The 22184-nt window shown below is 59.5% G+C and carries 20 protein-coding genes; 1 reads left to right on the forward strand and 19 read right to left on the reverse strand.

What is annotated here, in order from left to right; translation table 11 throughout:
* Window positions 1-32: 32 nt before the first annotated feature.
* The 19 genes from carB to rpsB form a co-directional block, all read right to left on the reverse strand.
* Complete coding sequence (gene carB / locus LAD35_RS14070; RefSeq protein ID WP_224149654.1) at window positions 33-3278, reverse strand: carbamoyl-phosphate synthase large subunit; 3246 nt, start codon at window positions 3276-3278, stop codon at window positions 33-35.
* A 63-nt stretch (window positions 3279-3341) separates the two neighbouring features.
* Window positions 3342-3701 carry a hypothetical protein gene (locus LAD35_RS14075; protein ID WP_224149655.1) on the reverse strand — a complete coding sequence of 120 codons (360 nt, stop codon included), beginning with the start codon at window positions 3699-3701 and terminating at the stop codon, window positions 3342-3344.
* A 65-nt stretch (window positions 3702-3766) separates the two neighbouring features.
* Window positions 3767-4954, reverse strand: coding sequence for a glutamine-hydrolyzing carbamoyl-phosphate synthase small subunit (gene carA, locus LAD35_RS14080; protein WP_224149656.1), 1188 nt, complete (start codon window positions 4952-4954; stop codon window positions 3767-3769).
* A 278-nt stretch (window positions 4955-5232) separates the two neighbouring features.
* Window positions 5233-6018 (reverse strand): TrmH family RNA methyltransferase, encoded by a 786-nt coding sequence (locus tag LAD35_RS14085; RefSeq protein WP_377779508.1) that lies wholly within the window; start codon window positions 6016-6018, stop codon window positions 5233-5235.
* 48 nt (window positions 6019-6066) lie between these two features.
* Window positions 6067-6714: a ribonuclease HII gene (gene rnhB / locus LAD35_RS14090; RefSeq protein WP_224149657.1), complete on the reverse strand. Its 648-nt coding sequence runs from the start codon at window positions 6712-6714 to the stop codon at window positions 6067-6069.
* Window positions 6686-7849, reverse strand: coding sequence for a lipid-A-disaccharide synthase (gene lpxB / locus LAD35_RS14095; protein WP_224149658.1), 1164 nt, complete (start codon window positions 7847-7849; stop codon window positions 6686-6688). Before lpxB ends, rnhB begins: the two co-directional genes overlap by 29 nt.
* A 14-nt stretch (window positions 7850-7863) precedes the next feature.
* Window positions 7864-8664 carry an acyl-ACP--UDP-N-acetylglucosamine O-acyltransferase gene (gene lpxA, locus LAD35_RS14100; protein ID WP_224149659.1) on the reverse strand — a complete coding sequence of 267 codons (801 nt, stop codon included), beginning with the start codon at window positions 8662-8664 and terminating at the stop codon, window positions 7864-7866.
* Window positions 8665-8670: 6 nt separating this feature from the next.
* Window positions 8671-9111, reverse strand: coding sequence for a 3-hydroxyacyl-ACP dehydratase FabZ (gene fabZ / locus LAD35_RS14105; RefSeq protein WP_184708138.1), 441 nt, complete (start codon window positions 9109-9111; stop codon window positions 8671-8673).
* A 12-nt stretch (window positions 9112-9123) separates the two neighbouring features.
* Window positions 9124-10110: a UDP-3-O-(3-hydroxymyristoyl)glucosamine N-acyltransferase gene (gene lpxD, locus LAD35_RS14110; protein ID WP_224149660.1), complete on the reverse strand. Its 987-nt coding sequence runs from the start codon at window positions 10108-10110 to the stop codon at window positions 9124-9126.
* A gap of 12 nt (window positions 10111-10122) precedes the next feature.
* Window positions 10123-10644, reverse strand: coding sequence for an OmpH family outer membrane protein (locus LAD35_RS14115; RefSeq protein ID WP_224149661.1), 522 nt, complete (start codon window positions 10642-10644; stop codon window positions 10123-10125).
* The gene (bamA, locus tag LAD35_RS14120) at window positions 10644-12884 is read right to left on the reverse strand and encodes an outer membrane protein assembly factor BamA (protein WP_377779517.1); all 2241 of its coding nucleotides are present in this window, start codon (window positions 12882-12884) and stop codon (window positions 10644-10646) included. The genes LAD35_RS14115 and bamA overlap by 1 nt, the downstream gene beginning before the upstream one ends.
* Before the next feature lie 104 nt (window positions 12885-12988).
* Window positions 12989-14374 carry an RIP metalloprotease RseP gene (gene rseP / locus LAD35_RS14125; RefSeq protein ID WP_224149663.1) on the reverse strand — a complete coding sequence of 462 codons (1386 nt, stop codon included), beginning with the start codon at window positions 14372-14374 and terminating at the stop codon, window positions 12989-12991.
* A gap of 155 nt (window positions 14375-14529) precedes the next feature.
* Window positions 14530-15708 carry a 1-deoxy-D-xylulose-5-phosphate reductoisomerase gene (gene ispC / locus LAD35_RS14130; protein ID WP_224149664.1) on the reverse strand — a complete coding sequence of 393 codons (1179 nt, stop codon included), beginning with the start codon at window positions 15706-15708 and terminating at the stop codon, window positions 14530-14532.
* Window positions 15709-15716: 8 nt separating this feature from the next.
* Window positions 15717-16571 (reverse strand): phosphatidate cytidylyltransferase, encoded by an 855-nt coding sequence (locus LAD35_RS14135; RefSeq protein ID WP_224149665.1) that lies wholly within the window; start codon window positions 16569-16571, stop codon window positions 15717-15719.
* Between the two features lie 52 nt (window positions 16572-16623).
* The gene (gene uppS, locus LAD35_RS14140; protein WP_224149666.1) at window positions 16624-17340 is read right to left on the reverse strand and encodes a polyprenyl diphosphate synthase; all 717 of its coding nucleotides are present in this window, start codon (window positions 17338-17340) and stop codon (window positions 16624-16626) included.
* Window positions 17341-17357: 17 nt separating this feature from the next.
* Window positions 17358-17918, reverse strand: coding sequence for a ribosome recycling factor (frr, locus tag LAD35_RS14145; protein WP_224149667.1), 561 nt, complete (start codon window positions 17916-17918; stop codon window positions 17358-17360).
* A gap of 45 nt (window positions 17919-17963) precedes the next feature.
* Complete coding sequence (gene pyrH / locus LAD35_RS14150; protein WP_224149668.1) at window positions 17964-18683, reverse strand: UMP kinase; 720 nt, start codon at window positions 18681-18683, stop codon at window positions 17964-17966.
* A 77-nt stretch (window positions 18684-18760) separates the two neighbouring features.
* The gene (tsf, locus tag LAD35_RS14155) at window positions 18761-19651 is read right to left on the reverse strand and encodes a translation elongation factor Ts (RefSeq protein ID WP_224149669.1); all 891 of its coding nucleotides are present in this window, start codon (window positions 19649-19651) and stop codon (window positions 18761-18763) included.
* 110 nt (window positions 19652-19761) lie between these two features.
* Window positions 19762-20514, reverse strand: coding sequence for a 30S ribosomal protein S2 (gene rpsB, locus LAD35_RS14160; RefSeq protein WP_224149670.1), 753 nt, complete (start codon window positions 20512-20514; stop codon window positions 19762-19764).
* A gap of 370 nt (window positions 20515-20884) precedes the next feature.
* Between rpsB and LAD35_RS14165 the strand changes: the two genes are divergently transcribed.
* Complete coding sequence (locus tag LAD35_RS14165) at window positions 20885-22141, forward strand: NAD(P)/FAD-dependent oxidoreductase (RefSeq protein ID WP_224149671.1); 1257 nt, start codon at window positions 20885-20887, stop codon at window positions 22139-22141.
* Window positions 22142-22184 lie beyond the last annotated feature (43 nt).

Below are 22184 nucleotides of genomic sequence, written 5' to 3' on the forward strand. Positions count from 1 at the left end.
CACAAAATCGGCGCACAGGCTGGCAGCAGGAATCAGGACTTCAAGCTGGCATGCAGTTCCTGCACGGAATGAACATCAAGGTTGTCCATGTTGCGCAGGCCTTCCACAGCAGCTTCAGCACCAAAAATGGTGGTGAAGGTCGTCACCCGGGCCAGCAAGGCGCTGGTACGGATGGCACGCGAATCGGCAATCGCGTTGCGACGCTCTTCCACGGTGTTGATGACCATTGCAATTTCATTGTTCTTGATCATATCGACGATATGTGGGCGGCCTTCAGTAACTTTGTTTACTGTTTGCACCTCGACGCCAGCTTCGGCAATTGCCGCAGCCGTGCCACGGGTGGCACACAGGGTAAAGCCCATGGCAGCCAGTTCCTTGGCGATCTGCACGGCGCGCGCCTTGTCAGCATTCTTCACAGTCAGGAACACCTTGCCCGAGCGCGGCAGCTTGGTTCCCGCACCCAGCTGGCTCTTCACAAAGGCTTCGCCAAAGGTTTTGCCCACGCCCATCACTTCGCCGGTCGATTTCATCTCGGGGCCGAGGATGGTGTCCACACCAGGGAATTTGACAAACGGGAACACGGCTTCCTTCACGCTGAAGTAAGGCGGCGTCACTTCCTGGGTAATGCCCTGCTCTTGCAGGGTTTCGCCCACCATGCAGCGCGCGGCCACCTTGGCCAGTTGAATGCCTGTGGCCTTGGAGACAAATGGCACTGTACGCGAAGCGCGCGGGTTCACTTCCAGCACGTAGATGATGTCCTTGCCGTCGCTTTCCTGAATGGCGAACTGCACATTCATCAGGCCAACCACGTTCAGGCCTTCGGCCATTGCTGCGGTCTGGCGCTTGATTTCATCGACCGTTGCCTTGGAGAGGTAGTACGGTGGCAGCGAACAGGCCGAGTCGCCGGAGTGCACGCCGGCCTGCTCGATGTGTTCCATCACACCGCCAATGAAGACCTTGCCGGTGCGGTCACGCACGCAGTCCACATCGCATTCGATGGCGTTCGAGAGGAAGTGGTCCAGCAGCACCGGCGAGTCGTTGCTCACCTTCACGGCTTCGCGCATGTAGCGCTCGAGATCGCGTTCCTCGTGCACGATTTCCATCGCACGGCCACCCAGCACATAGCTGGGGCGCACCACCAACGGGTAGCCCAGCTCGCGCGCATGCTCCATGGCCTGCGCCTCGGTACGTGCCGTGGCATTGGGCGGCTGGCGCAGGCTCAGCGATTGCAGCAGTTGCTGGAAACGTTCGCGGTCTTCGGCCGCGTCGATCATGTCCGGCGAGGTGCCGACGATAGGCACGCCTTCGGCCTCCAGCGCCAGAGCCAGCTTCAGAGGCGTCTGGCCACCGTACTGCACAATCACGCCAGCGGGCTTTTCGACAGCAACGATCTCCAGCACGTCTTCCAGCGTCACTGGCTCGAAGTACAGGCGGTCGCTGGTGTCGTAATCGGTCGAGACCGTTTCAGGGTTGCAGTTGACCATGATGGTTTCGTAACCATCTTCGCGCATGGCCAGGGCTGCGTGCACGCAGCAGTAGTCGAACTCGATGCCCTGACCGATACGGTTGGGACCGCCGCCCAGCACCATGATCTTTTTCTTGTCGCTTGGTTGCGCTTCGCACTCTTCGTCATACGTCGAGTACATGTAGGCGGTGTTGGTGGCGAACTCGGCTGCACAGGTGTCCACGCGCTTGAACACGGGGCGCACGTTCAGGGCCTTGCGCGCTTCGCGCACCGCCTTATCGGTGGTGTGCAGCAGCTTGGCGAGGCGACGGTCCGAGAAGCCCTTTTGCTTGAGGCCGCGAAGGTCTTGCGCCGTCAGCGACGAAAGCGCCTTGTCGCCCTGCGCTTCGGTGTGCTTGTCAAGCGCCAGCTCCAGCTTGACGATTTCTTCAATCTGCACCAGGAACCACTTGTCGATCTTGGTGATGCTATGCACCTCGTCGAGCGACCAGCCGGCAGCGAAGGCATCGCCCACGTACCAGATGCGGTCGGGGCCGGGCTCTCCCAGTTCCTTTTCCAGAATCTCGCGGTCCTGGGTCTTTTCGTTCATGCCGTCCACGCCCACCTCCAGGCCGCGCAGGGCTTTCTGGAAGGATTCCTGGAAGGTGCAGCCAATGGCCATCACCTCGCCCACGGACTTCATCTGCGTGGTCAGGCGGTTGTCGGCAGCAGGGAACTTCTCGAATGCGAAACGTGGAATCTTGGTGACCACGTAGTCGATGGTGGGCTCGAACGATGCAGGCGTCTTGCCGCCGGTGATGTCGTTCTTCAATTCATCCAGGGTGTAACCCACGGCCAGCTTGGCAGCGATCTTGGCAATCGGGAAGCCCGTGGCCTTGGAGGCCAGCGCCGACGAACGCGACACGCGCGGGTTCATCTCGATGACGATCATGCGGCCATCCTTCGGATTGACCGAGAACTGCACATTGGAGCCGCCCGTGTCCACGCCAATCTCGCGCAGCACCGCGAGCGAGGCGTTGCGCATGATCTGGTATTCCTTGTCGGTCAGCGTCTGGGCAGGCGCCACGGTGATCGAGTCGCCAGTGTGCACGCCCATGGGGTCGAGGTTCTCGATCGAGCAGACGATGATGCAGTTGTCCGCAGTGTCGCGCACCACTTCCATCTCGTACTCTTTCCAGCCGAGCAGCGATTCCTCGATCAGCAACTCGTTGGTAGGCGAGGCTTCGAGACCGCGCTTGCAGATGGTTTCGAACTCTTCGGGGTTGTAGGCGATGCCGCCGCCCGTGCCTCCCAGGGTGAAGCTGGGGCGAATCACGGTGGGGAAACCCACGTTCTTCTGCACTTCCCAGGCCTCTTCCATGCTGTGGGCGATGCCCGAGCGTGCCGAGCCCAGGCCGATCTTGGTCATCGCATCCTTGAACTTCAGGCGGTCTTCGGCCTTGTCGATGGCTTCAGGCTTGGCGCCGATCAGCTCGACCTTGTACTTGTCGAGCACACCGTTCTTCCACAGATCCAGCGCGCAGTTCAGCGCGGTCTGGCCGCCCATCGTGGGCAGGATCGCATCGGGGCGCTCCTTGGCGATGATCTTCTCGACCGTCTGCCAGGTGATGGGCTCGATGTAGGTGACGTCGGCGGTGGCCGGGTCGGTCATGATCGTTGCAGGATTGCTGTTGATCAGGATGACTTTGTAGCCCTCTTCGCGCAGTGCCTTGCAGGCCTGGACGCCGGAGTAGTCGAACTCGCAGGCCTGGCCGATGATGATCGGGCCAGCGCCAATGATAAGAATGCTTTTAAGGTCTGTGCGTTTAGACATAGGGCTCGCCTTGCAATCGCGCACGCTGGAACGCTATATTTTGTATAGCTACCAGCGCTTTATTCATACGCGGTCGGTATCTAATTTATTCAAAATGGCTTGCACGCGGGCTTCGGGCAGGTTCTTCTGCATCAACTGCAGCAGACCATCGCCCTGCACCATGGGGCGCAGCACTTCAGCTTCGGCTTCGTAGAACTTGGCATCCCACTCCGCCATCACCTGGTTGAATTCCTCGTCTTCCATGGTCTTGCACTTGGCCACGATGGTGACCAGAGGCAAGGCCTTGTTGTCGAGGAAGGATTTCTTGTAGGGCTTTTGCTGCCAGCGCGCCATGAACCATTCCTTGTGGTCTGGCGACAACGTCATGATGCGCTTGCTGATGGCTTTTTCTAGCGTTGCGACTGGAAAAGAAAACAGTTTCATGGCAGCAAAATCCCTCTCTTATTCAAAATGATCAGGCCCGGCTGATTGCCTTTTTATGCCTGTGTTTACACCTTCTTGTGCTTGCGCATGAGGTTCACAAAACGGTCGAACAGATACGACACATCATGTGGCCCCGGCGATGCCTCTGGGTGACCCTGGAAGCAGAAGGCAGGCTTGTCGGTACGCTCCATGCCCTGCAAGGTGCCATCAAACAGGCTGACATGCGTGGCGCGGGCGTTGGCGGGCAAGCTGGCTACATCGACCGCAAAGCCATGGTTCTGGCTGGTGATGCAGACGCGGCCGCTGTCCAGATCCTTGACCGGATGGTTGGCGCCATGGTGGCTGTTCTGCATCTTGAAAGTCTTGGCTCCCACGGCCAGGGCCATGATCTGGTGGCCCAGGCAGATGCCGAACGTGGGGACGCCGCTGTCCATGATCTCGCGCGCCGCCACGATGGCGTAATCGCAGGGCTCTGGGTCACCAGGGCCGTTGGACAAGAAGACACCGTCGGGCTGGTACTTGAGCACGTCAGCGGCAGAGGTCTGGGCAGGCACCACGGTCACACGGCAGCCGCGCTCGGCCAGCATGCGCAGGATGTTGCTCTTGACGCCGTAGTCGTAGGCGACCACATGGAATTCATGGTTCTGCAGCTTGCCGTAGCCCGGCGTGCCGTCGGCACGGGCCAGTTGCCATTCGGTCTGCGTCCACTCGTAGGCCTCGGCAACACTCACCACCTTGGCCAGATCCAGGCCTTTCATGCTGGGCGCGGCCTTGGCTGCGGCGATGGCTTCGTCAATGCGTGCCTGCGATACGGTTTCGCCCTCCGCCAGGCCCACGATGGCGCCGTTCTGCGCACCCTTGTCGCGCAGCAGGCGGGTGAGCTTGCGGGTATCGATGTTGGCGATGGAAACGGTCTTGGTGCGCTTGAGGTAGGCAGACAGCGTTTCGGTGCTGCGGAAGTTGCTGGCCAGGAGTGGCAGATTCTTGATGATCAAGCCTGCAGCATAGACTTTGTCGGACTCAATATCCTCAGCGTTGATCCCGTAGTTGCCGATGTGCGGATACGTGAGCGTCACGATCTGCTGGCAGTAGCTGGGGTCGGTAAGGATTTCCTGGTAACCGGTCATGGCGGTGTTGAACACCACCTCACCGGTCGTGGTGCCTTGCGCACCAATCGAGTTGCCAATAAAGACCGTGCCGTCTGCGAGCGCCAGGATGGCGGGGGGAAACGCGCCCTGTTGAGACAAAAACACTGGGTTCTCCGGATGGTTACGGGTCGCCCGGAGCCTTCGGCGGATCTTTGATCCGCCAATGAAGACTGTGCTTATGAGAGATTGCTTTGAGTGCAGCCGGGCGACGTGATTACTTGAAAGCCACCCATTGTAGCGTGGAAGCTGCATCCTGAGTCAGCAGAGGTGCCGATTGCAGGGGTTTTCGGGCAAAAATTACACACTCTGCGCAGTTTTTAACCTACACATTGCGTATACATCGTAATTTTAAAACGCAAAGCGCATATCCGATACTTGATGCATTATTTTGCGCGCGCGGCGGCGCTCGCATGCAGGCAAATGGCTGCGGCAGCACCCACGTTCAGCGATTCCTCACCACCAGGCTGCGTGATACGGATGTGCTGATGGGCTCCTTCCTGCAGCGCGACAGACACTCCCTGCCCTTCATGGCCCATCACCCAGGTGCATGGCCAAGGCAAGGTTGCCTTGTGCAGCCAATCACCCTGGTGAGAACTGGTGACCAGCAACGGCTGCTGCAGCGCCAACACATCCTCGACGGAAGCGTTTTCCACCAGATGCAGCGCAAAATGCGCCCCCATGCCTGCGCGCAGCACCTTGGCACCCCACAGCGCCGCACTACCCTTGATGGCAATCACCTGACCAAAGCCGAAGGCCGAAGCACTGCGCAGGATGGAGCCCACATTGCCTGCATCCTGCACCCGATCGAGCACGACAGCTGCCTTGCCATGCACTGCAGAAACAGCCTCTGCTGGCAAATCCATCAGAAACCCAAAGGGTGCAGGCGATGGCAGCGGCGACAGGCCGGCATATAAGGCGTCTTCGATGACTATGTTTTTAGGAGCAGCTCGCGTATATTCAACGGGCGCTGTCTGCCAGAATTTCTCGGAAAAGACTGCCACGGAGGGCTGCTTGCCGCGTGCCAGTGCCGCTCGGCACAAATGATCGCCTTCAATCCAGACCCTGCCCTGCTTGCGATAGGCTGCGCCATCATCCATCAAGCGGCGCAGCTCCTTGACGAGCGCATTGTCGCGGGACTGGATGTAAGTTGCCTGTTTGTCAGTATGCACAGCTCTTCCTTTGACCCGGCAAGCCGGCAGGCTCGCTCAGGCATGTATTCATTTGGCCAGACCGCTGGCACCTTGTTTCATGGCCAATACCTGAGCCACCGGCGCAAAGGTGCGGCGGTGCTCGGGGCATGCACCATAGGCATGCAAGGCAGCCAGGTGCAAAGCTGTGCCATAGCCCTTATGCGCAGCAAAGCCATATTGCGGATGGGCGCGATCAATCTCTTCGCACCAGCGGTCACGATGCACCTTCGCCAGAATGGATGCCGCCGAAATCGCAGGTACCAGTGCATCGCCTTTGACGATGGCCTCTGCTGGAACATCGAGTTGAGGTAGCCGGTTGCCATCCACCAGAACGCACACGGGCTTGAGCCGCAACCCAAGAACCGCGCGTTGCATGGCCAGCATGGTGGCCTGCAGGATGTTGAGGGCATCCACCTCTTCCACCGTGGCCAGAGCAATCGAGCAGCACAGCGCCTTGGCGCGGATTTCGTCGTAGAGCTTTTCGCGCTTGAGTGCCGTCAATTTCTTGGAATCTGCCAATCCTTCAATCGGCGCGCGCTCATCCAGAATGACTGCGGCAGCCACCACCGGCCCGGCAAGCGGTCCTCGCCCGGCTTCATCCACCCCCGCAACCAGGCCTGGCGGATGCCATGGCAAAGGAGCCTGGTCAGGCAGCAAGTATTTTCTGGATGGCATCGGTGGCAAGCTTCGGTGTATCCCTGCGCAATTCTAGGTGCAGGTCGTAAAAACGCTGCTCCAGCAAAGCGAGTCGTGACGGATCGCGCACAGGCGCATCCAGCCACTGCGCAACCGCATCGGCCAGTGCCTGCGGCGTCGCCGCATCTTGCAGCAACTCGGGCACCACGAAATCTTGGCACAGAATATTGGGCAAGCCCACCCAGGGCTGCAATTGCTTGCGCTTCATCAGCCGCCAGCTGATGGGGTGCATGTGGTAGCTGATGACCATCGGGCGCTTGAAAAGCGCCGCTTCCAAGGTGGCAGTGCCGCTGGCAATCAGGGTGCAGTTGCAGGCTTCCAGCGCCAGGTGCGACTGGCCATCAAGAATCTTGATGCGATCCAATATCCCGCACTCAGCAGCCAGTGCGTCAATACGCGCACGCAAAGCCGGAACAGCAGGGACCAGGATTGTAAGCGAAGGGCGTGCTCGCAAAAGCATAGCCGCCGCCTGAAAAAACGGCTTGGCGATGTAGCCGACTTCCGATGCCCGGCTGCCTGGCAGCACCGCCAGAACTTCGCCCTCTTCGGCAAGCCCGAGCTTGCGACGGGCCGCACCGCGATCAGGCTCAACCGGAATCACATTGGCCAGCGGGTGCCCCACATAGGTTGCCGCAATACCGTGCTGCGCGAGCAAGGCCGGCTCGAATGGAAAGATGCAGAGCACATGGTCTGCTGCGCGGCGGATCTTCTCCACCCGCTCAGGCCGCCAGGCCCAAATGGAAGGGCAGACGAAGTGCACGGTCTTGATGCCATTCGCTCGCAAGCGCTCTTCAACGCCCAGATTGAAGTCGGGTGCGTCGATTCCCATGAACAGCTGTGGCTTCTGGGCCGTCAGGCGCTGCACCAGTTGCTTGCGGATGCGCAGGATTCCCCAGATGCGCCTGATCAATTCGGCGCTATAGCCATGCACGGCAAGGCGCTCGCTCGGCCACCAGGCATCAAAACCATGGGCCACCATTCGCGGACCGCCAATACCAGCGGCATGGAGATCGGGAAAATCGGCCTGCAGACCTTGGAGCACCAGGCTCGCCAACAGGTCACCAGAGGTTTCCCCGGCGACCATGGCCAGAAATGGATGAGACGGAGCTTGCATGGCAGCCTTGCGCTCTAGCGCACAATGCCGCGCGTCGATTGCGCCAAAAAGTCGAGCATCAGTTGCACATCGGCCTGCGCCTCAGGCTCGCAACTGCCATGCAGATTCTGCAAGGCGTCCACGGCGGCCTGCAAGGTCAGGCCGCTGCGGTACAAGACCCGATAGACCTGCTTGATGACGGCCAGGCGCTCGGCACTGAAACCACGGCGGCGCAATCCTTCCAGATTCAGCCCGCGTACAGCCAGCGGATGACCATCCACCATGGTGAAGGGCGGCACATCCTGGCTGATATGGCTGGCAAAGCCCGCCATCACATGAGCGCCGACCTTGCTGAACTGGTGCACACCGGTCAGCCCGCCAATGATGGCCCAGTCTGCCACCTGCACATGGCCTGCCAGCGTTGCATTGTTGGCGAGGATGGTGTTGTTCCCCACCTGGCAATCATGGGCAATATGCACATAGGCCATGATCCAGTTGTCATCGCCGATGCGGGTCACACCCTGGTCCTGCATGGTGCCCGTGTTGAAGGTGCAGAACTCTCGGATGGTATTGCGGTTGCCGATTTCCAGGCGGGTGGGCTCACCTGCATATTTCTTGTCCTGCGGTGCACCGCCCAGGGCTGCGTGCGAATGGACCTGGTTCGACTCACCGATAGTGGTGATGCCATCGATCACGCAATGGGCGCCAATGCTTGTGTGGGCGCCGATACGCACCTGTGGGCCGATAACAGCATACGGCCCAACCGTCACCGTAGGGTGAAGCTGGGCCGCAGAGTCAACAATCGCGGTGGGATGAATGGAACTGACAGCCGTCATCGACGGTCATTCCACGTGACGCATGGTGCACATCAGCTCGGCTTCGGCAGCCACTTCACCGTCCACGCTGGCGACGCCTTTGAACTTCCAGATACCGCCGCGCACGCGGTCGATCGTGATTTCCAGCACGAGCTGGTCTCCAGGCACAACCGGCCGCTTGAAACGCGCCGAGTCGATACCGACAAAGTAGTAGATATTGTTCTCGTCAGGAACCTGCCCCATGGCGTCGAACGCCAGCAGGCCTGCAGCCTGTGCCAGGGCTTCGAGGATCAGCACGCCGGGCATGACAGGGCGGCCAGGAAAATGGCCAGTGAAAAACGGCTCGTTGAACGTGACGTTCTTGATCGCCCTGATGCGGGTGTTGCGCTCCAGCTCCTGCACACGATCCACCAGCAAAAATGGGTAGCGGTGGGGCAGTTGCTTGAGAATTCCTTGAATATCCATCATAGTGAACTCGGCTTAGCCGTTTTTCTGTGTTTGCTCCAAGGCCTTGATGCGGTCCCTCAATGCATGGAGATGTTTTAAGGTGGCGGCGTTCTTTTCCCAGCGGCCATTGTCGTCGATAGGGAAGAAACCGGTGTAGTGCCCTGGCTGCTTGATTGAGCGGCTGACCACGGTCGCCGCCGAAATATGCACATTGTCTGCGATTTCGAGGTGACCCAGGATCATTCCAGCCCCTCCGATCGTGCATTGGCGCCCGATCTTGGCGCTTCCTGCAATGCCGACGCAGCCCGCCATGGCCGAATTCTCGCCAATCTCGACGTTATGGCCTATCTGCACCTGGTTGTCGATCTTCACACCGTTCGCAATCACCGTGTCTTGCAACGCACCACGGTCAATGCAGGTGTTGGCGCCGATTTCCACATCGTCACCGATCCGCACGCCACCCAGCTGCTCGATCTTGACCCAGCGCCCCTTGTCGTTGGCAAAGCCAAAGCCATCGCCGCCGATGACAGCACCGGGCTGCACCAGCACACGGCAGCCAAGCACGCAGCCAGCGCCCACGGTCACACGCGAGGTCAATACCGTCTCTTCACCGATCACGGCACCACTGGCCACATGGCACAGCGGCCCGATGGACGCCGTTGGGTGCACCTGGGCGCCCTCTTCCACCACAGCAGAGGGATGCACGCCAGCGGGCGCGGGCCTGAGCTGGTGATGCCTGCGCCACAACTGGGTCAGCCGGGCAAAGAACAGGTAGGGATCATCCACCACCAGATAGGCACCAGGGCGCTTGCGCGCCTCTTCTTCCATACGTGGGCCGACTGCCACGCAGCCTGCACGCGATGCCTGCATTTGCAGGTGCAGCTTGGGGTTACTCAGAAAACTGATGTCCTGCGGGCCCGCATCTTCCAGCGAGGCAATGGCATCAATCTGCAGATGCCGGTCACCATTTTCCAGGCGTCCGCCCAGGGCATCAACAATCTGTCCCAGCTGCAAGCTCACACCGCCCCCTGCTTACTTGGCAGCAGGAGCGCCGTTCAAGGCCTTGAGAACCTTTTCGGTGATGTCGTACTTGGGATTGATGTAGACCGCCTCTTGCAGCACCACATCATACTTTTCCTGCTCGGCAACCTGCTTGACGACCTTGTTGGCGCGCTCCAGCACGGCAGCCAACTCTTCGCTCTTGCGGGCGCCCAGGTCTTCCTGGAACTCACGACGCTTGCGCTGGAATTCACGGTCCTGATCCACCAGCTGGCGCTGGCGCGTCACGCGCTGGCTCTCGGACATGGTGGGCGCTTCGCGTTCGAACTTCTCACCGGCAGCCTTGAGGGAATTGCCTTGATCGAGCAATTCTTTTTCGCGCTTGGAGAACTCGGCTTCCAGCTTGGTCTGCGCTGCCTTGGCGGCATTGGCTTCGCGGAAGATGCGGTCCGTGTTCACAAAACCAGCTTTGAACTCTTGGGCCTGTGCTGCAGCGCCAAACGACAGGGCAGCTGCCAACACAACCAACGGAAAGGGACGAGAAAGGGTTTTCATTAGAAGGATGTTCCGATTTGGAATTGCAATTTCTGGATTTTATCGCCGGTAAATTTACGCACCGGTTGAGCATACGCCAATCGCAGCGGCCCCAGTGGGGAAATCCAGCTCAATCCGATACCAGCAGATGCACGCATTTCATTCAGTTTCAGATCTTGTTCATCACCCCAGACGTTGCCGGCGTCCACGAATGCGAACCAACGGAAGGTACGGTCATTGCCGGTACCAGGCATGGGGCCGATGAACTCTGCGTTCAAGGTGACCTTCTTCGGACCACCCAAGGTGGCGCCCGTCACGTCACGCGGGCCCAGCGTATTTTGCTCGAAGCCGCGCACTGAGCCCAGGCCACCGGAGAAGTAGTTCTTGAACACAGGGAATGCCTTGCCGCCCATGCCCTTGCCCCAGCCCACCTCGCCATTGAGCGCAATCGTGTAGCGCTTGTTCAGAGGCAGGTACTGCTGGATCTGGTAATTGGCCTTGAGATAGCGGGCATCACCGAACAGCGACCATTCTGAATTGAGCTTCTGGAAACGTCCCGAGTTTGGCGCCAGGGCGCTGTCACGGCTATCGCGCGACCACCCCACCGTCAGCGGGAAGTTCAGGCTGGTATTGCCATAGCGCATGGCGTAATCCAGGTAGGCAGCGGGCATGTTGGTGCCCAGCTTGATCTTGGTGTGTTCCAGACCGCCACCCACGTATACCGTGTCGGATTCGCTGAAAGGAATACCAAAACGCACGCTGCCACCCGTCGTCACGATCTGGTAATTGCCACCCTGCTCGTCATACGGGCGGTCGGTGCGGTAGTACAGGTCGTAGGTACGCGAGATACCGTCCTTGGTGAAGTACGGATCGGTGGTGCTCACCACCAGGGTTCGGTGGAACTTGCTGGTGTTGACGTCCACGCCCAGGTAATTGCCGGAACCAAACACGTTTTCCTGCTTGATACCGAAGGTGAGCGAGACCTTTTCGGCGCTGGAGTAGCCAGCACCCAACTGCAGCGAGCCGGTCGGCTTTTCCTGCACGGTCATGTTCACGTCCACCTGGTCCGGCGCGCCGGGCACTTCCTGGGTGTCGACCGAGACATCGTTGAAGAAGCCCAGGCGGTCCACGCGGTCACGCGAGAGCTTGATCTTGTCCGAGTCGTACCACGAAGCTTCGTACTGGCGGATTTCGCGGCGTACCACTTCATCACGGGTGCGGTTGTTGCCTGCAATGTTCACACGGCGCACATAGGCACGGCGCGATGGTTCTGCCTTCAGCACCAACTCGACTCGGTTGTTCTCGCGATCGATCTCCGGCACCGCCTCAACGCGTGCAAACGCATAGCCAAAGCTACCAAAATGGTCGGTGAAACGCTTGGTGGTCTCGGTCACGCGGTCGGCGTTGTAGGGTTCGCCGGGCTTGATGGACACCAGCGATTTGAACTCATCGTCGCGGTCCAGGTAATTGCCTTCCAGCTTGACGCCGGAGACTACAAACTTGGGGCCTTCATGCACCTGCAGGTTGATCGAGATGCGCTCCTTGTCCGGCGAGATCGACACTTCGGTCGAGTCGATGCGGAACTCCAGGTAGCCACGCGACAGATAGAACGACTTCAGCGTTTCCAGATCGGCGTTGAACTTGGAGCTGGAATAGCGGTCGCTCTTGGTATACCAGCTGAGCCAGCCACCGGTATCCTGGTCGAACAGATCCGTCAGCGTCGATTCCTTGAAATCGCGGTTACCCGAAATGTGGATTTCCTTGATCTTGGCAGCTTCGCCCTCGGTCACCGTGAATGTCAGGTTGACGCGGTTGCGCTCGATCGGCGTCACCGTGGTCACCACATCCGCGGCGTACATGCTCTTGTTGATGTACTGGCGCTTAAGTTCCTGCTCGGCGCGGTCGGTCAAGGCCTTGTCGTACGGGCGCCCTTCTGTCAGGCCCACATCACGCATGGCTTTTTTCATCGCGTCCTTGTCAAATTCCTTGGTACCCAGGAAATCGACGTTTGCAATCGTGGGACGCTCTTCCACCACGACCACGAGAACGCTGCCGTTGGCTTCCAGGCGCACATCCTTGAAAAGGCCGAGCGCAAACAGCGAACGAATGGCTGCCGAGCCTTTTTCGTCGTTGTAGTCATCTCCCACATGCAGGGGCATGGAGGCAAAAATGGTTCCAGGCTCCACACGTTGCAGGCCTTCGACGCGAATATCCTGAATGGTGAACGGGTCCAGCGCCCAAGACAGCTTGGCAATCAGCATCAGCGCAGCCGCGGCAGTGGTCTTGCGAAGAAGCGATGTAGGAATGGAATATGTCATTTGTGATAGCAACAAGAGCCGCCCATTATGCAGTAGAGCCGCGAATTTCAGCCCAATAGCCGAGACAAATCGTTAAAGAACGCAATGCACATCATGAGCAGCAGGACAGCGACACCGCCTTTTTGCAAGCGCTCCAGCCATTGCGCAGTAGGTGGCTTGCCGGTGATGGCTTCCCAAAGATAATACATCAGGTGTCCGCCATCCAGAACGGGCAGCGGCAGCAGGTTCAGCACACCCAGGCTGACACTGATCAATGCCAGAAAAGCAATGTATTGCGTCAAGCCGATCTGCGCAGACTTGCCTGCGTATTCGGCAATCGTCAATGGACCGCTGATGTTCTGCAGCGATGCCTGACCGATGACCATCTTGCCCATCATCTTGATGGTGAGCGCAGAAACCTCCCAGGTTTTCTGCACGCCTTTGGCAAAACCTTCCCAAGGCCCGTAGCGCACATTCACCATGGCGACGGGCGCTCCGATGTAGGCGCCCAGGCGGCCAATCCGGGCGCCACCGTCTTCACTCTGAACCAGTTGCACCGGGACATGGATCTGCGCACCATCACGCAAGACCAACCAGTCCTGCAAGGCAGGCACCTGATCCTTACCCGAGGCACGAATCATGCTGCGCAGTTGACCACCATCTCCAACAGCCACCCCATCAATCGCCAGCACCTCGTCGCCCTTGCGCAGTTGCGATTTCTCTGCGGCACTGCCGGGCTCCAGATCGCCCAGCACCGCCTCGGTCCACGGATGGGTCAGGCCAATCTTTTCGAGCAGTTTGGCGTCCGCGTCCGCAGCATCCAGGCGAGACAGAGGCAGCCGGTACTCACGCTGCGCACCACCAGCGCGTGGCGCAACGCCCGCCCCCATACCCGGCACAATGCCCAGCACTACATCCTTGCCGTTCAGCGCCGCCTGGGCCACAAACCAACGCAGATCTTCCAGCGAGCGCACAGGCTGCTGCTCCTCACCATCCAGAGCCATCGCCACAACCTTTTCGCCACCTTGCACGCCCGCCTGCGCCAGCAAGCTGGCAGGAGGTGGTGCACCAACGATGGCAGCTGGCTCACGCACCCCCATCCAGTTGACACATGCATACAAAACGATGGCCAGCAGCAGGTTGGCCAGAGGCCCTGCGGCAACAATGGCGGCACGCGAGCGCAGCGGCTGCGTGTTGAAAGCGAGGTGGCGCTCTTCGGCGGCCACAGGCGCTTCGCGCTCATCCAGCATCCGCACATAGCCACCCAAGGGGATAGCACCAATGACAAATTCGGTATCAGCGCCCTTCTTCTGCCAGCGCAGCAAAGGCTTGCCAAAGCCGATGGAAAAACGCAGCACCTTCACGCCGCAGGCGACTGCCACCCGGTAGTGGCCGTACTCATGCACGGCAATCAGAATGGCCAGTGCAACGACAAATGCAACAACGGTCAACATTGCTCAAGTCCTTGCTGTCAAAGTATAAAAATCATAGCTTGCTGCGCAACCCTTCACTCCATTCCAGGCATAAAACATATTGAAACCTGGAGATATCAAGCGCAAGCTGCTCTCTTTTTTATAGAGACGACCTCAGTCTCGTCGGGCATTCTCGCTCATGCCGCGCAAGCGGTGATGACACCTTCAGCGTAGGAGCGCACTTCAGCATCCAGCGCCAGCAAGCCCTCCACGCAATCGGGCGACTGCGGCTGCATACCTTCCAGCACCTGCGCGTTGACATGGTAGATCTGGTCGAAACGCATGCGTCCACCCAGAAACGCAGCAACCGCCACTTCATTGGCAGCGTTCAATACGGTAGTCGTGCCCTCTGGAGCCCGCAATGCCTGCCATGACAGGTGCAGCCCCGGGAAACGCTGCGCGTCCGCCTCCTCAAAGGTGAGCGCTGCCAGCTTCGAAAAATCCAGCGGCGCAGCACCGCTCTCCACGCGCTCGGGCCACGCCAGGCCACAGGCAATGGGCACACGCATGTCAGGCGTACCCAGTTGCGCCAGGATCGACGCGTCATTGAACTGCACCATCGAATGCACGATCTGCTGCGGATGGATCACCACCTTGATCTGCTCGGGCCGCATGTTGAACAGCCAACGCGCCTCGATCACCTCCAGCGCCTTGTTCATCATCGTGGCCGAATCGATGGAAATCTTTCTGCCCATCGAGAAATTGGGGTGGTTGCATGCCTGCTGCGGGGTCACATCCCGCAGGCTGGAAGGCTCACGGGTGCGAAACGGTCCGCCCGATGCGGTGAGAACGATGTGATCCACGCGTTGCGGCCACACGCTGGCGTCTTCTGGCAGGCACTGAAAAATGGCCGAATGCTCGCTGTCGATCGGCAGCAATGTTGCGCCACCCTGGGCCACTGCATCCATGAAAACCTGGCCGCCAACAACCAGAGCCTCCTTGTTGGCCAGCAGCAGCCGTTTGCCCGCCCGGGCAGCAGCCACCGCAGGCCGCAGGCCAGCCGCACCCACAATGGCAGCCATCACGGCATCAACATCGGGATGAGAGGCAATCTGCTCCAGGGCATCGATCCCGTCCAGCACCTCGGTCCGGCAACCTGCCTGGGCCAGACGATCACGAAGATCCCGGGCATGGAACGCGCTGGTCATCACCGCAAAACGCGGCTTGAACTGTAGGCACTGCGCCAGCAGCAAATCCACCTGGGAATGCGCGCTGAGCGCAAACACCTGATAGAGATCCGGATGGCGCGCAACCACATCCAGAGTATTGGTTCCAATCGAGCCCGTCGATCCGAGGACGGTTACTTGCATGGTCATTGCGGAATTCACTTATCCAAAAATTGCAGCAGCATCATTGCCAGCGGCAGCGTAGGCAGCAGAGCATCAATGCGGTCCAGCACACCACCATGGCCAGGCAGCAGATTGCTGCTGTCCTTCATGCCAGCACTGCGCTTGACCAGGGACTCCACCAGATCGCCCGCCACGCTCATTCCAGCCAGAAACACGCAGGCCACCACCATCAGCCAGGGCGAGAATGCCCACAGGCGCGAATACAGGCTCGGTACTGCTGCACCAAAATGGCGATCCGCCACGCACCACAGCCCTGCCAGAACCAGCACGCCAAGCGCTCCGCCCCACACACCCTCCCAGCTTTTACCGGGGCTGATGGCCGGAGCCAGCTTGCTCCGGGTAAAGCGCAGCCCAAAAGCACGGCCTGCAAAATAGGCGCCAATATCAGCCACCCACACCAGCGCAAAGACTGACAGGAGGAAGTTGACTCCGATCCACTTGGCCTGCGCCACCGCAAGCCATGCGGCCCACAGGGCCAGTACGCCGACGACAATCCGGACGGAGCGCGCAATATGCGGCCAACCGGCCACGCCCGCCTTGAGCAGATAGGCGGCCATCAGTACCCACACAGCGCCAGCGGCCAGCCACAGCGCAGGCAAAGCAGCCTGCGTCCAGCCCTGTTGCCAGGCAAGCCCACATAGCGCCAGACAAGCTGCGGCTACTGCATAGCTCGCCCCCCCCTTCAAGCCATTCAAGCGCGCCCACTCCCAGGCTGCAGCCCCCATGGCCAGCAACATCAGGGCGGCAAATGGCAAAGGACTGCCTGCAAAAATCGCCGGAATCAATACCAGCAAGAGAACGATGGCGGTGATGACGCGTTGCTTGAGCAAATGGCTTCTCCAGTAAAAAAGCGGTGGCAATCCACCGCTCACGATCACACTGTCACACTGCCTGCACCGGGGAGACTTGTTCGGAAGTCTTGCCGAACCTGCGTTCACGCTGGTTGAACTCGGCAATCGATGCATCCAGAGCCTGTTCATCAAAATCAGGCCACCACTTGTCACTGAAAATCAGTTCCGAGTAGGCCGCCTGCCACAACAGGAAGTTGCTGATGCGCATCTCTCCGCCGGTACGGATCAGCAGATCCGGATCAGGCACATGGGCCAGGGCCATGGCCTGCGCCATGGATGCCTCGGTGATCGCAGCGCCTGCCACCTGCAGCTTGGCTGCAGCCTGCGCAATATCCCAGCGCCCGCCATAGTTGAAGCAGACGTTGAGCACCATGCGGTCATTGCTGGCGGTGGCCGCTTCCGCCTGAACGAGACCCGCTTGCACCTTGGCGGAAAGCGAGGCTCGCTCCCCCACAAAAAACAGGCGGATGCCATCGCGCGCCAGCGAGGGAACTTCCTTTGCCAGCGCACCGGCCAGCAACTGCATCAGGCCATCGACCTCATCGGTCGGCCGGTTCCAGTTTTCCGACGAAAAGGCAAAGACCGTGAGCACCTTCACACCACGCTCTGCGCATGCCTTGGCGCAGCGGCGCAGCGACTCCACCCCTTGCTTGTGGCCGGCCAGACGTGGCAGAAACCGGCGCTTGGCCCATCGCCCATTGCCATCCATGACGATGGCAATATGGTGCGGAATGACAGCAGACTTCATGCGATACGCACCAAGGCTTAGACCGCCATGATGTCTTTTTCTTTTTCCACCACCAACTGGTCAATCAGCACAATGTGCTTGTCAGTGATCTTCTGCACATCGGCTTCCGAGCGTTTTTGATCGTCTTCCGACGCTTCCTTGTCCTTGACCAGCTTCTTGACGCCTTCATTGGCATCACGACGCAGGTTGCGCACAGCGATCTTGGCGTTTTCGCCTTCGGCCTTGACCAGCTTGGTCATTTCCTTGCGGCGCTCTTCGCTCATCGGAGGCATGGGAACGCGGATCAGGTCACCCATGGCAGCAGGGTTGAGGCCCAACTCGCTTTCGCGGATAGCCTTTTCGATCTTCGCCGCCATGTTCTTTTCCCATGGCGTGACGCTGATGGTGCGGCTGTCGATCAAGGCCACATTCGCGACCTGCGACAGGGGAACCATCGAGCCGTAGTAATCGACGTGGATGGTGTCGAGCAGCGCAGGATTGGCGCGGCCAGTGCGGATCTTGGTCAGATTGTTTTTGAAGGCCGCGATCGACTGGTCCATCTTGCCTTCGAGATTCTTCTTGATTTCAGCGATTGTCATTCTCTACTCCTCAATACCGCGCATGTTCAGAACAGCGTACATCCATTACGCGTAAACGAGCGTACCCTCATCCTCACCCATGACCACGCGCTTGAGCGCGCCGCTCTTGACGATCGAGAAGACGCGGATCGGCAGTTTCTGGTCGCGGCACAATGCAAAAGCAGTCGCATCCATGATGCCCAGATTGCGGCCCATGGCCTCGTCAAACGTCAATTGAGTATAGCGGGTGGCCGTTGGATCCTTCATCGGATCTGCGGTGTACACACCATCGACCTTGGTGGCCTTGAGCACCAATTCTGCGCCAATTTCAGCACCACGCAATGCCGCTGCGGTATCGGTGGTGAAAAACGGGTTGCCGGTACCAGCAGCAAACACCACCACCTTGCCTTCTTCCAGATACTGCAGTGCCTTGGGGCGCACATAAGGCTCCACCACCTGCTCGATACCAATGGCCGACATCACCCGCGCCGTCAAGCCCTGCTTGTCCATGGCATCGGCCAGTGCCAGCGCGTTCATTACCGTGGCCAGCATACCCATGTAGTCGGCAGTTGCACGGTCCATGCCGACCGAGCCACCCGCCACGCCACGGAAGATATTGCCACCACCGATCACCACCGCCACTTCCACACCCAGGCGAGTGACTTCCGCGATCTCTTCGACCATGCGGACGATGGTGGCACGGTTGATACCGAACGCGTCATCACCCATCAGGGCCTCACCAGAGAGTTTGAGAAGAATGCGCTTGTGGGCTGGGCTGTTGGACATGGTGAAAGCTCCGGAAGGTGGTGGTATGCAAAAACGACAGGTGAAACAAAGGGGCCTAAGCCCCTTTGTCAGGATGATTACTGGCCCTTGGCAGCCGCAACCTGTGCGGCCACTTCAGCGGCGAAGTCATCAACCTTCTTCTCAATGCCTTCACCCACCACGTACAGCGTGAACGAGCTGATCTTGGTGTTGGCAGCCTTGAGCATCTGTTCCACGGTTTGCTTGCCGTCAGCGGCCTTCACAAACACCTGGTTGTACAGCGAGACTTCCTTGAGGTACTTCTGCACCGAGCCTTCAACCATCTTGGCAGCGATATCTGCTGGCTTGCCCGATTCCTGGGCCTTGGCCAGCGCCACGCTGCGCTCTTTTTCAATCAGGTCGGCAGGCACGTCGTCCGAGCTCAAAGCCACTGGCTTCATCGCAGCCACGTGCATGGCCACATCCTTGGCAGCCTGGGCGTCACCTTCGTATTCGACCATCACACCGATACGGGTGCCGTGCAGGTACACAGCCAAGTTGCTGCCCGAGAAACGCTTGAAGCGACGGAAGGACATGTTCTCACCGATCTTGCCGATCAGGCCCTTGCGCACGTCTTCCAGCGTAGGGCCAAAGGTGTCCTGTTCGTAGGCCAGAGCGCCCAGTGCTTCCACGTCAGCAGGATTCTTTTCCGTCACCAGCTTGGCCGCTGCGTTGGCCATGGAGATGAAGCTGTCGTTCTTGGACACGAAGTCGGTTTCGCTGTTGACTTCGATCATGGCGCCTTCGTTGCCATTTACGAACGCGGCGATCACGCCTTCTGCAGCAATACGCGAAGCAGCCTTGCCAGCCTTGGTACCCAGCTTGACGCGCAGCAATTCTTCAGCCTTGGCCATGTCGCCATCAGCCTCGGTGAGTGCCTTCTTGCATTCCATCATGGGCGCGTCGGTCTTAGCGCGCAGTTCTGCCACCATGCTTGCGGTAATTGCCATTTTGATTCTCCGTATTCAGTTCAATTGGATGATTGGAAACGTAGGTAAAAAAAAGGGGGCCAGTGAGGAGCCCCGCTTTTCATTCGCGACCCTGAGGGCAGCCCTGTGGATCAAGCAGCGGAATTTTCCACTTCCACAAACTCGTCGCCTTCTTCGCCGGAAACAGCCTTGACCACTTCGGTCACGGCGTTCGCACGACCTTCCAGGATCGCGTCAGCGATACCGCGGGCGTACAGTTCCACAGCCTTGGCAGAGTCATCGTTACCAGGGATCACATAGTCGATGCCTTCTGGGTTGTGGTTGGTATCCACCACACCGATCAGAGGAATGCCCAGCTTCTTGGCTTCGGCGATCGCAATCTTGTGGTAGCCCACGTCGATCACGAAGATGGCATCAGGCAGAGCGTTCATGTCCTGGATACCGCCGATGTCCTTCTCGAGCTTTTCCAGTTCGCGCGAGAACATCAGCTGTTCCTTCTTGCTCATCGATTCCAGACCGGCTTCCTGCTGAGCCTTCATGTCCTTCAGACGCTTGATCGAGGTCTTCACGGTCTTGAAGTTGGTCAGCATGCCGCCCAGCCAGCGCTGGTCGACATAAGGAACGCCTGCGCGCTGAGCTTCAGCAGCCAGGGTTTCGCGCGCTTGGCGCTTGGTGCCAACCATCAGGATGGTGCCACGGTTTGCCGACAATTGCTTGACGAACTTCTGGGCTTCCTGGAACAGGGGCAGGCTCTTTTCCAGGTTGATGATGTGAATCTTGTTGCGGCTACCGAAAATGTACTGGCCCATCTTGGGGTTCCAGAAACGGGTTTGGTGGCCAAAGTGGACGCCGGCTTCCAGCATCTCGCGCATCGTAACGGACATAGTCTTCTCCGAAGGTTAGGTCTAAAATCCCGTCCAACAATTGCATGCACCGCAAGCGGCTTAGCAACACCTTGGCGGACGGGTTTGCGATTTGTTTCGCCAAAAACACAGGCACACCATGTGCACGGCATTCGGCAAAACCCTAGGATTCTAGCATATTCCTAGGAAGCGCCGAGAAGCCCGTTCCGAGCCACCCCCTTCGATTGTGAATTTCAATGAACAATCCATCCTCGCTTGATTTGGATGACCCAAAATCTGGGCACAATCTGGTAGTGGAATGCACCAATGTTGCAATTTCTTGCAGCCGGCGCGCATTCTGAGAACGTAGGCACGCTCCCAAAAAATCGAACCGGCCGGTCTATTGGCATCTATGAAAATTGCAGTCGTTGGTGCAGGCATAGCGGGTATTGCTACCGCTTTTGAACTGATGGAAGCCGGAAACGAGGTCTGCATCTACGAGCAGCACCGTACTGCTGGCGAGGAAGCGAGCTTCGCCCCGTCCGGCCTCATGTGGCCCTGTGTGATCAACCCTTGGGGCGCCACCGCCTTCCAGCACGTCTTGCGCCTGGGGCTGCACCGGCCCGTATTTGCCGAGCTGGACGTCCACGGCAACCTGCTGTCCGCGAGCCGCCGCTGGGCTCGCAAATACCAGTCCATCGCAAAGAAGCACATCGACATCGAATCCATCGACGCCCTGCAAGCGCTGGAGCTGCTGTCCATGCAGCGCCTCCAGCATGCGCAGGAACTGTTCGATATCGAAGCCCAGTTCAATGCCGGCCTGTTGCTGCCGCTGCGCAAGGAGCCCAATGCAGCCGCGCTCTATGAGCTGACACGACGCCTTTCGGCCGCGCATGTGGATTACAAGCAATGCACCGAAGCCGAAGCCCGTGCACTGGAGCCCGGGCTCGCCACCGAGATCCGCATGACAGGGGCCCTGCACCTGCCCCAAGCCTGGGCCGGCAATGGGCGGCTGTTCTCTCAAGGCCTTCTGCAGGCGCTGCAAGGCCATGGACTGCAGTTGCTCACGCAACATGCCATCACCCGCATCCAGCCGCAGAACCAGGGAGTGCGCCTGATCACCAGCGCTGGCGAGCACGACCATGACGCCGTGGTTCTGTGTACGGGCGAGCACACCACGCAGTTGCTGCAGGCAGTTGGCATCCGCCTGCCAGCCGCGCCCATCCATGGCTACAGCGCCAGCATCCAGATTGCCGAGCAGTCGCTGGCACCGCGCGGCTCGATCATCGATCTCGAAAACAGCATGGTATTGACCCGGCAAGGCACCCGTCTGCGCATCAGCGGCGGTGCCGAGCTGGGCTGCCAGGGCAGTCCGGAGCGCACCGAGGAAGCCCGTCACCAGCTCATCAGCGTGCTGCTCGAATGGTTTCCCGGCAGCATTCAGCGCAGCCAGTCGGTGCTGCAGATCTGGCGTGGCGCTCGCATGACCGTTCCTGACGGCCTGCCGGTGATGGGCGCCGCTGGCGCGCCAGGTGTCTGGATCAACGCAGCGCATGGCGGCTATGGCTGGGGACTGTCCATGGGCTGCGCCCACCACGTGCGTCAGCTCGTCATGGGGCAAGCGACCTCGGTCGATGCCGCGACCTTTGCACTAGGCCGTTTCGACTGAAGCCTGGACGGGCTCACACCCGACCACCCGGTGCCGCGCTACG

The organism is Comamonas odontotermitis (assembly GCF_020080045.1).
GTDB lineage: Bacteria > Pseudomonadota > Gammaproteobacteria > Burkholderiales > Burkholderiaceae_C > Comamonas > Comamonas odontotermitis.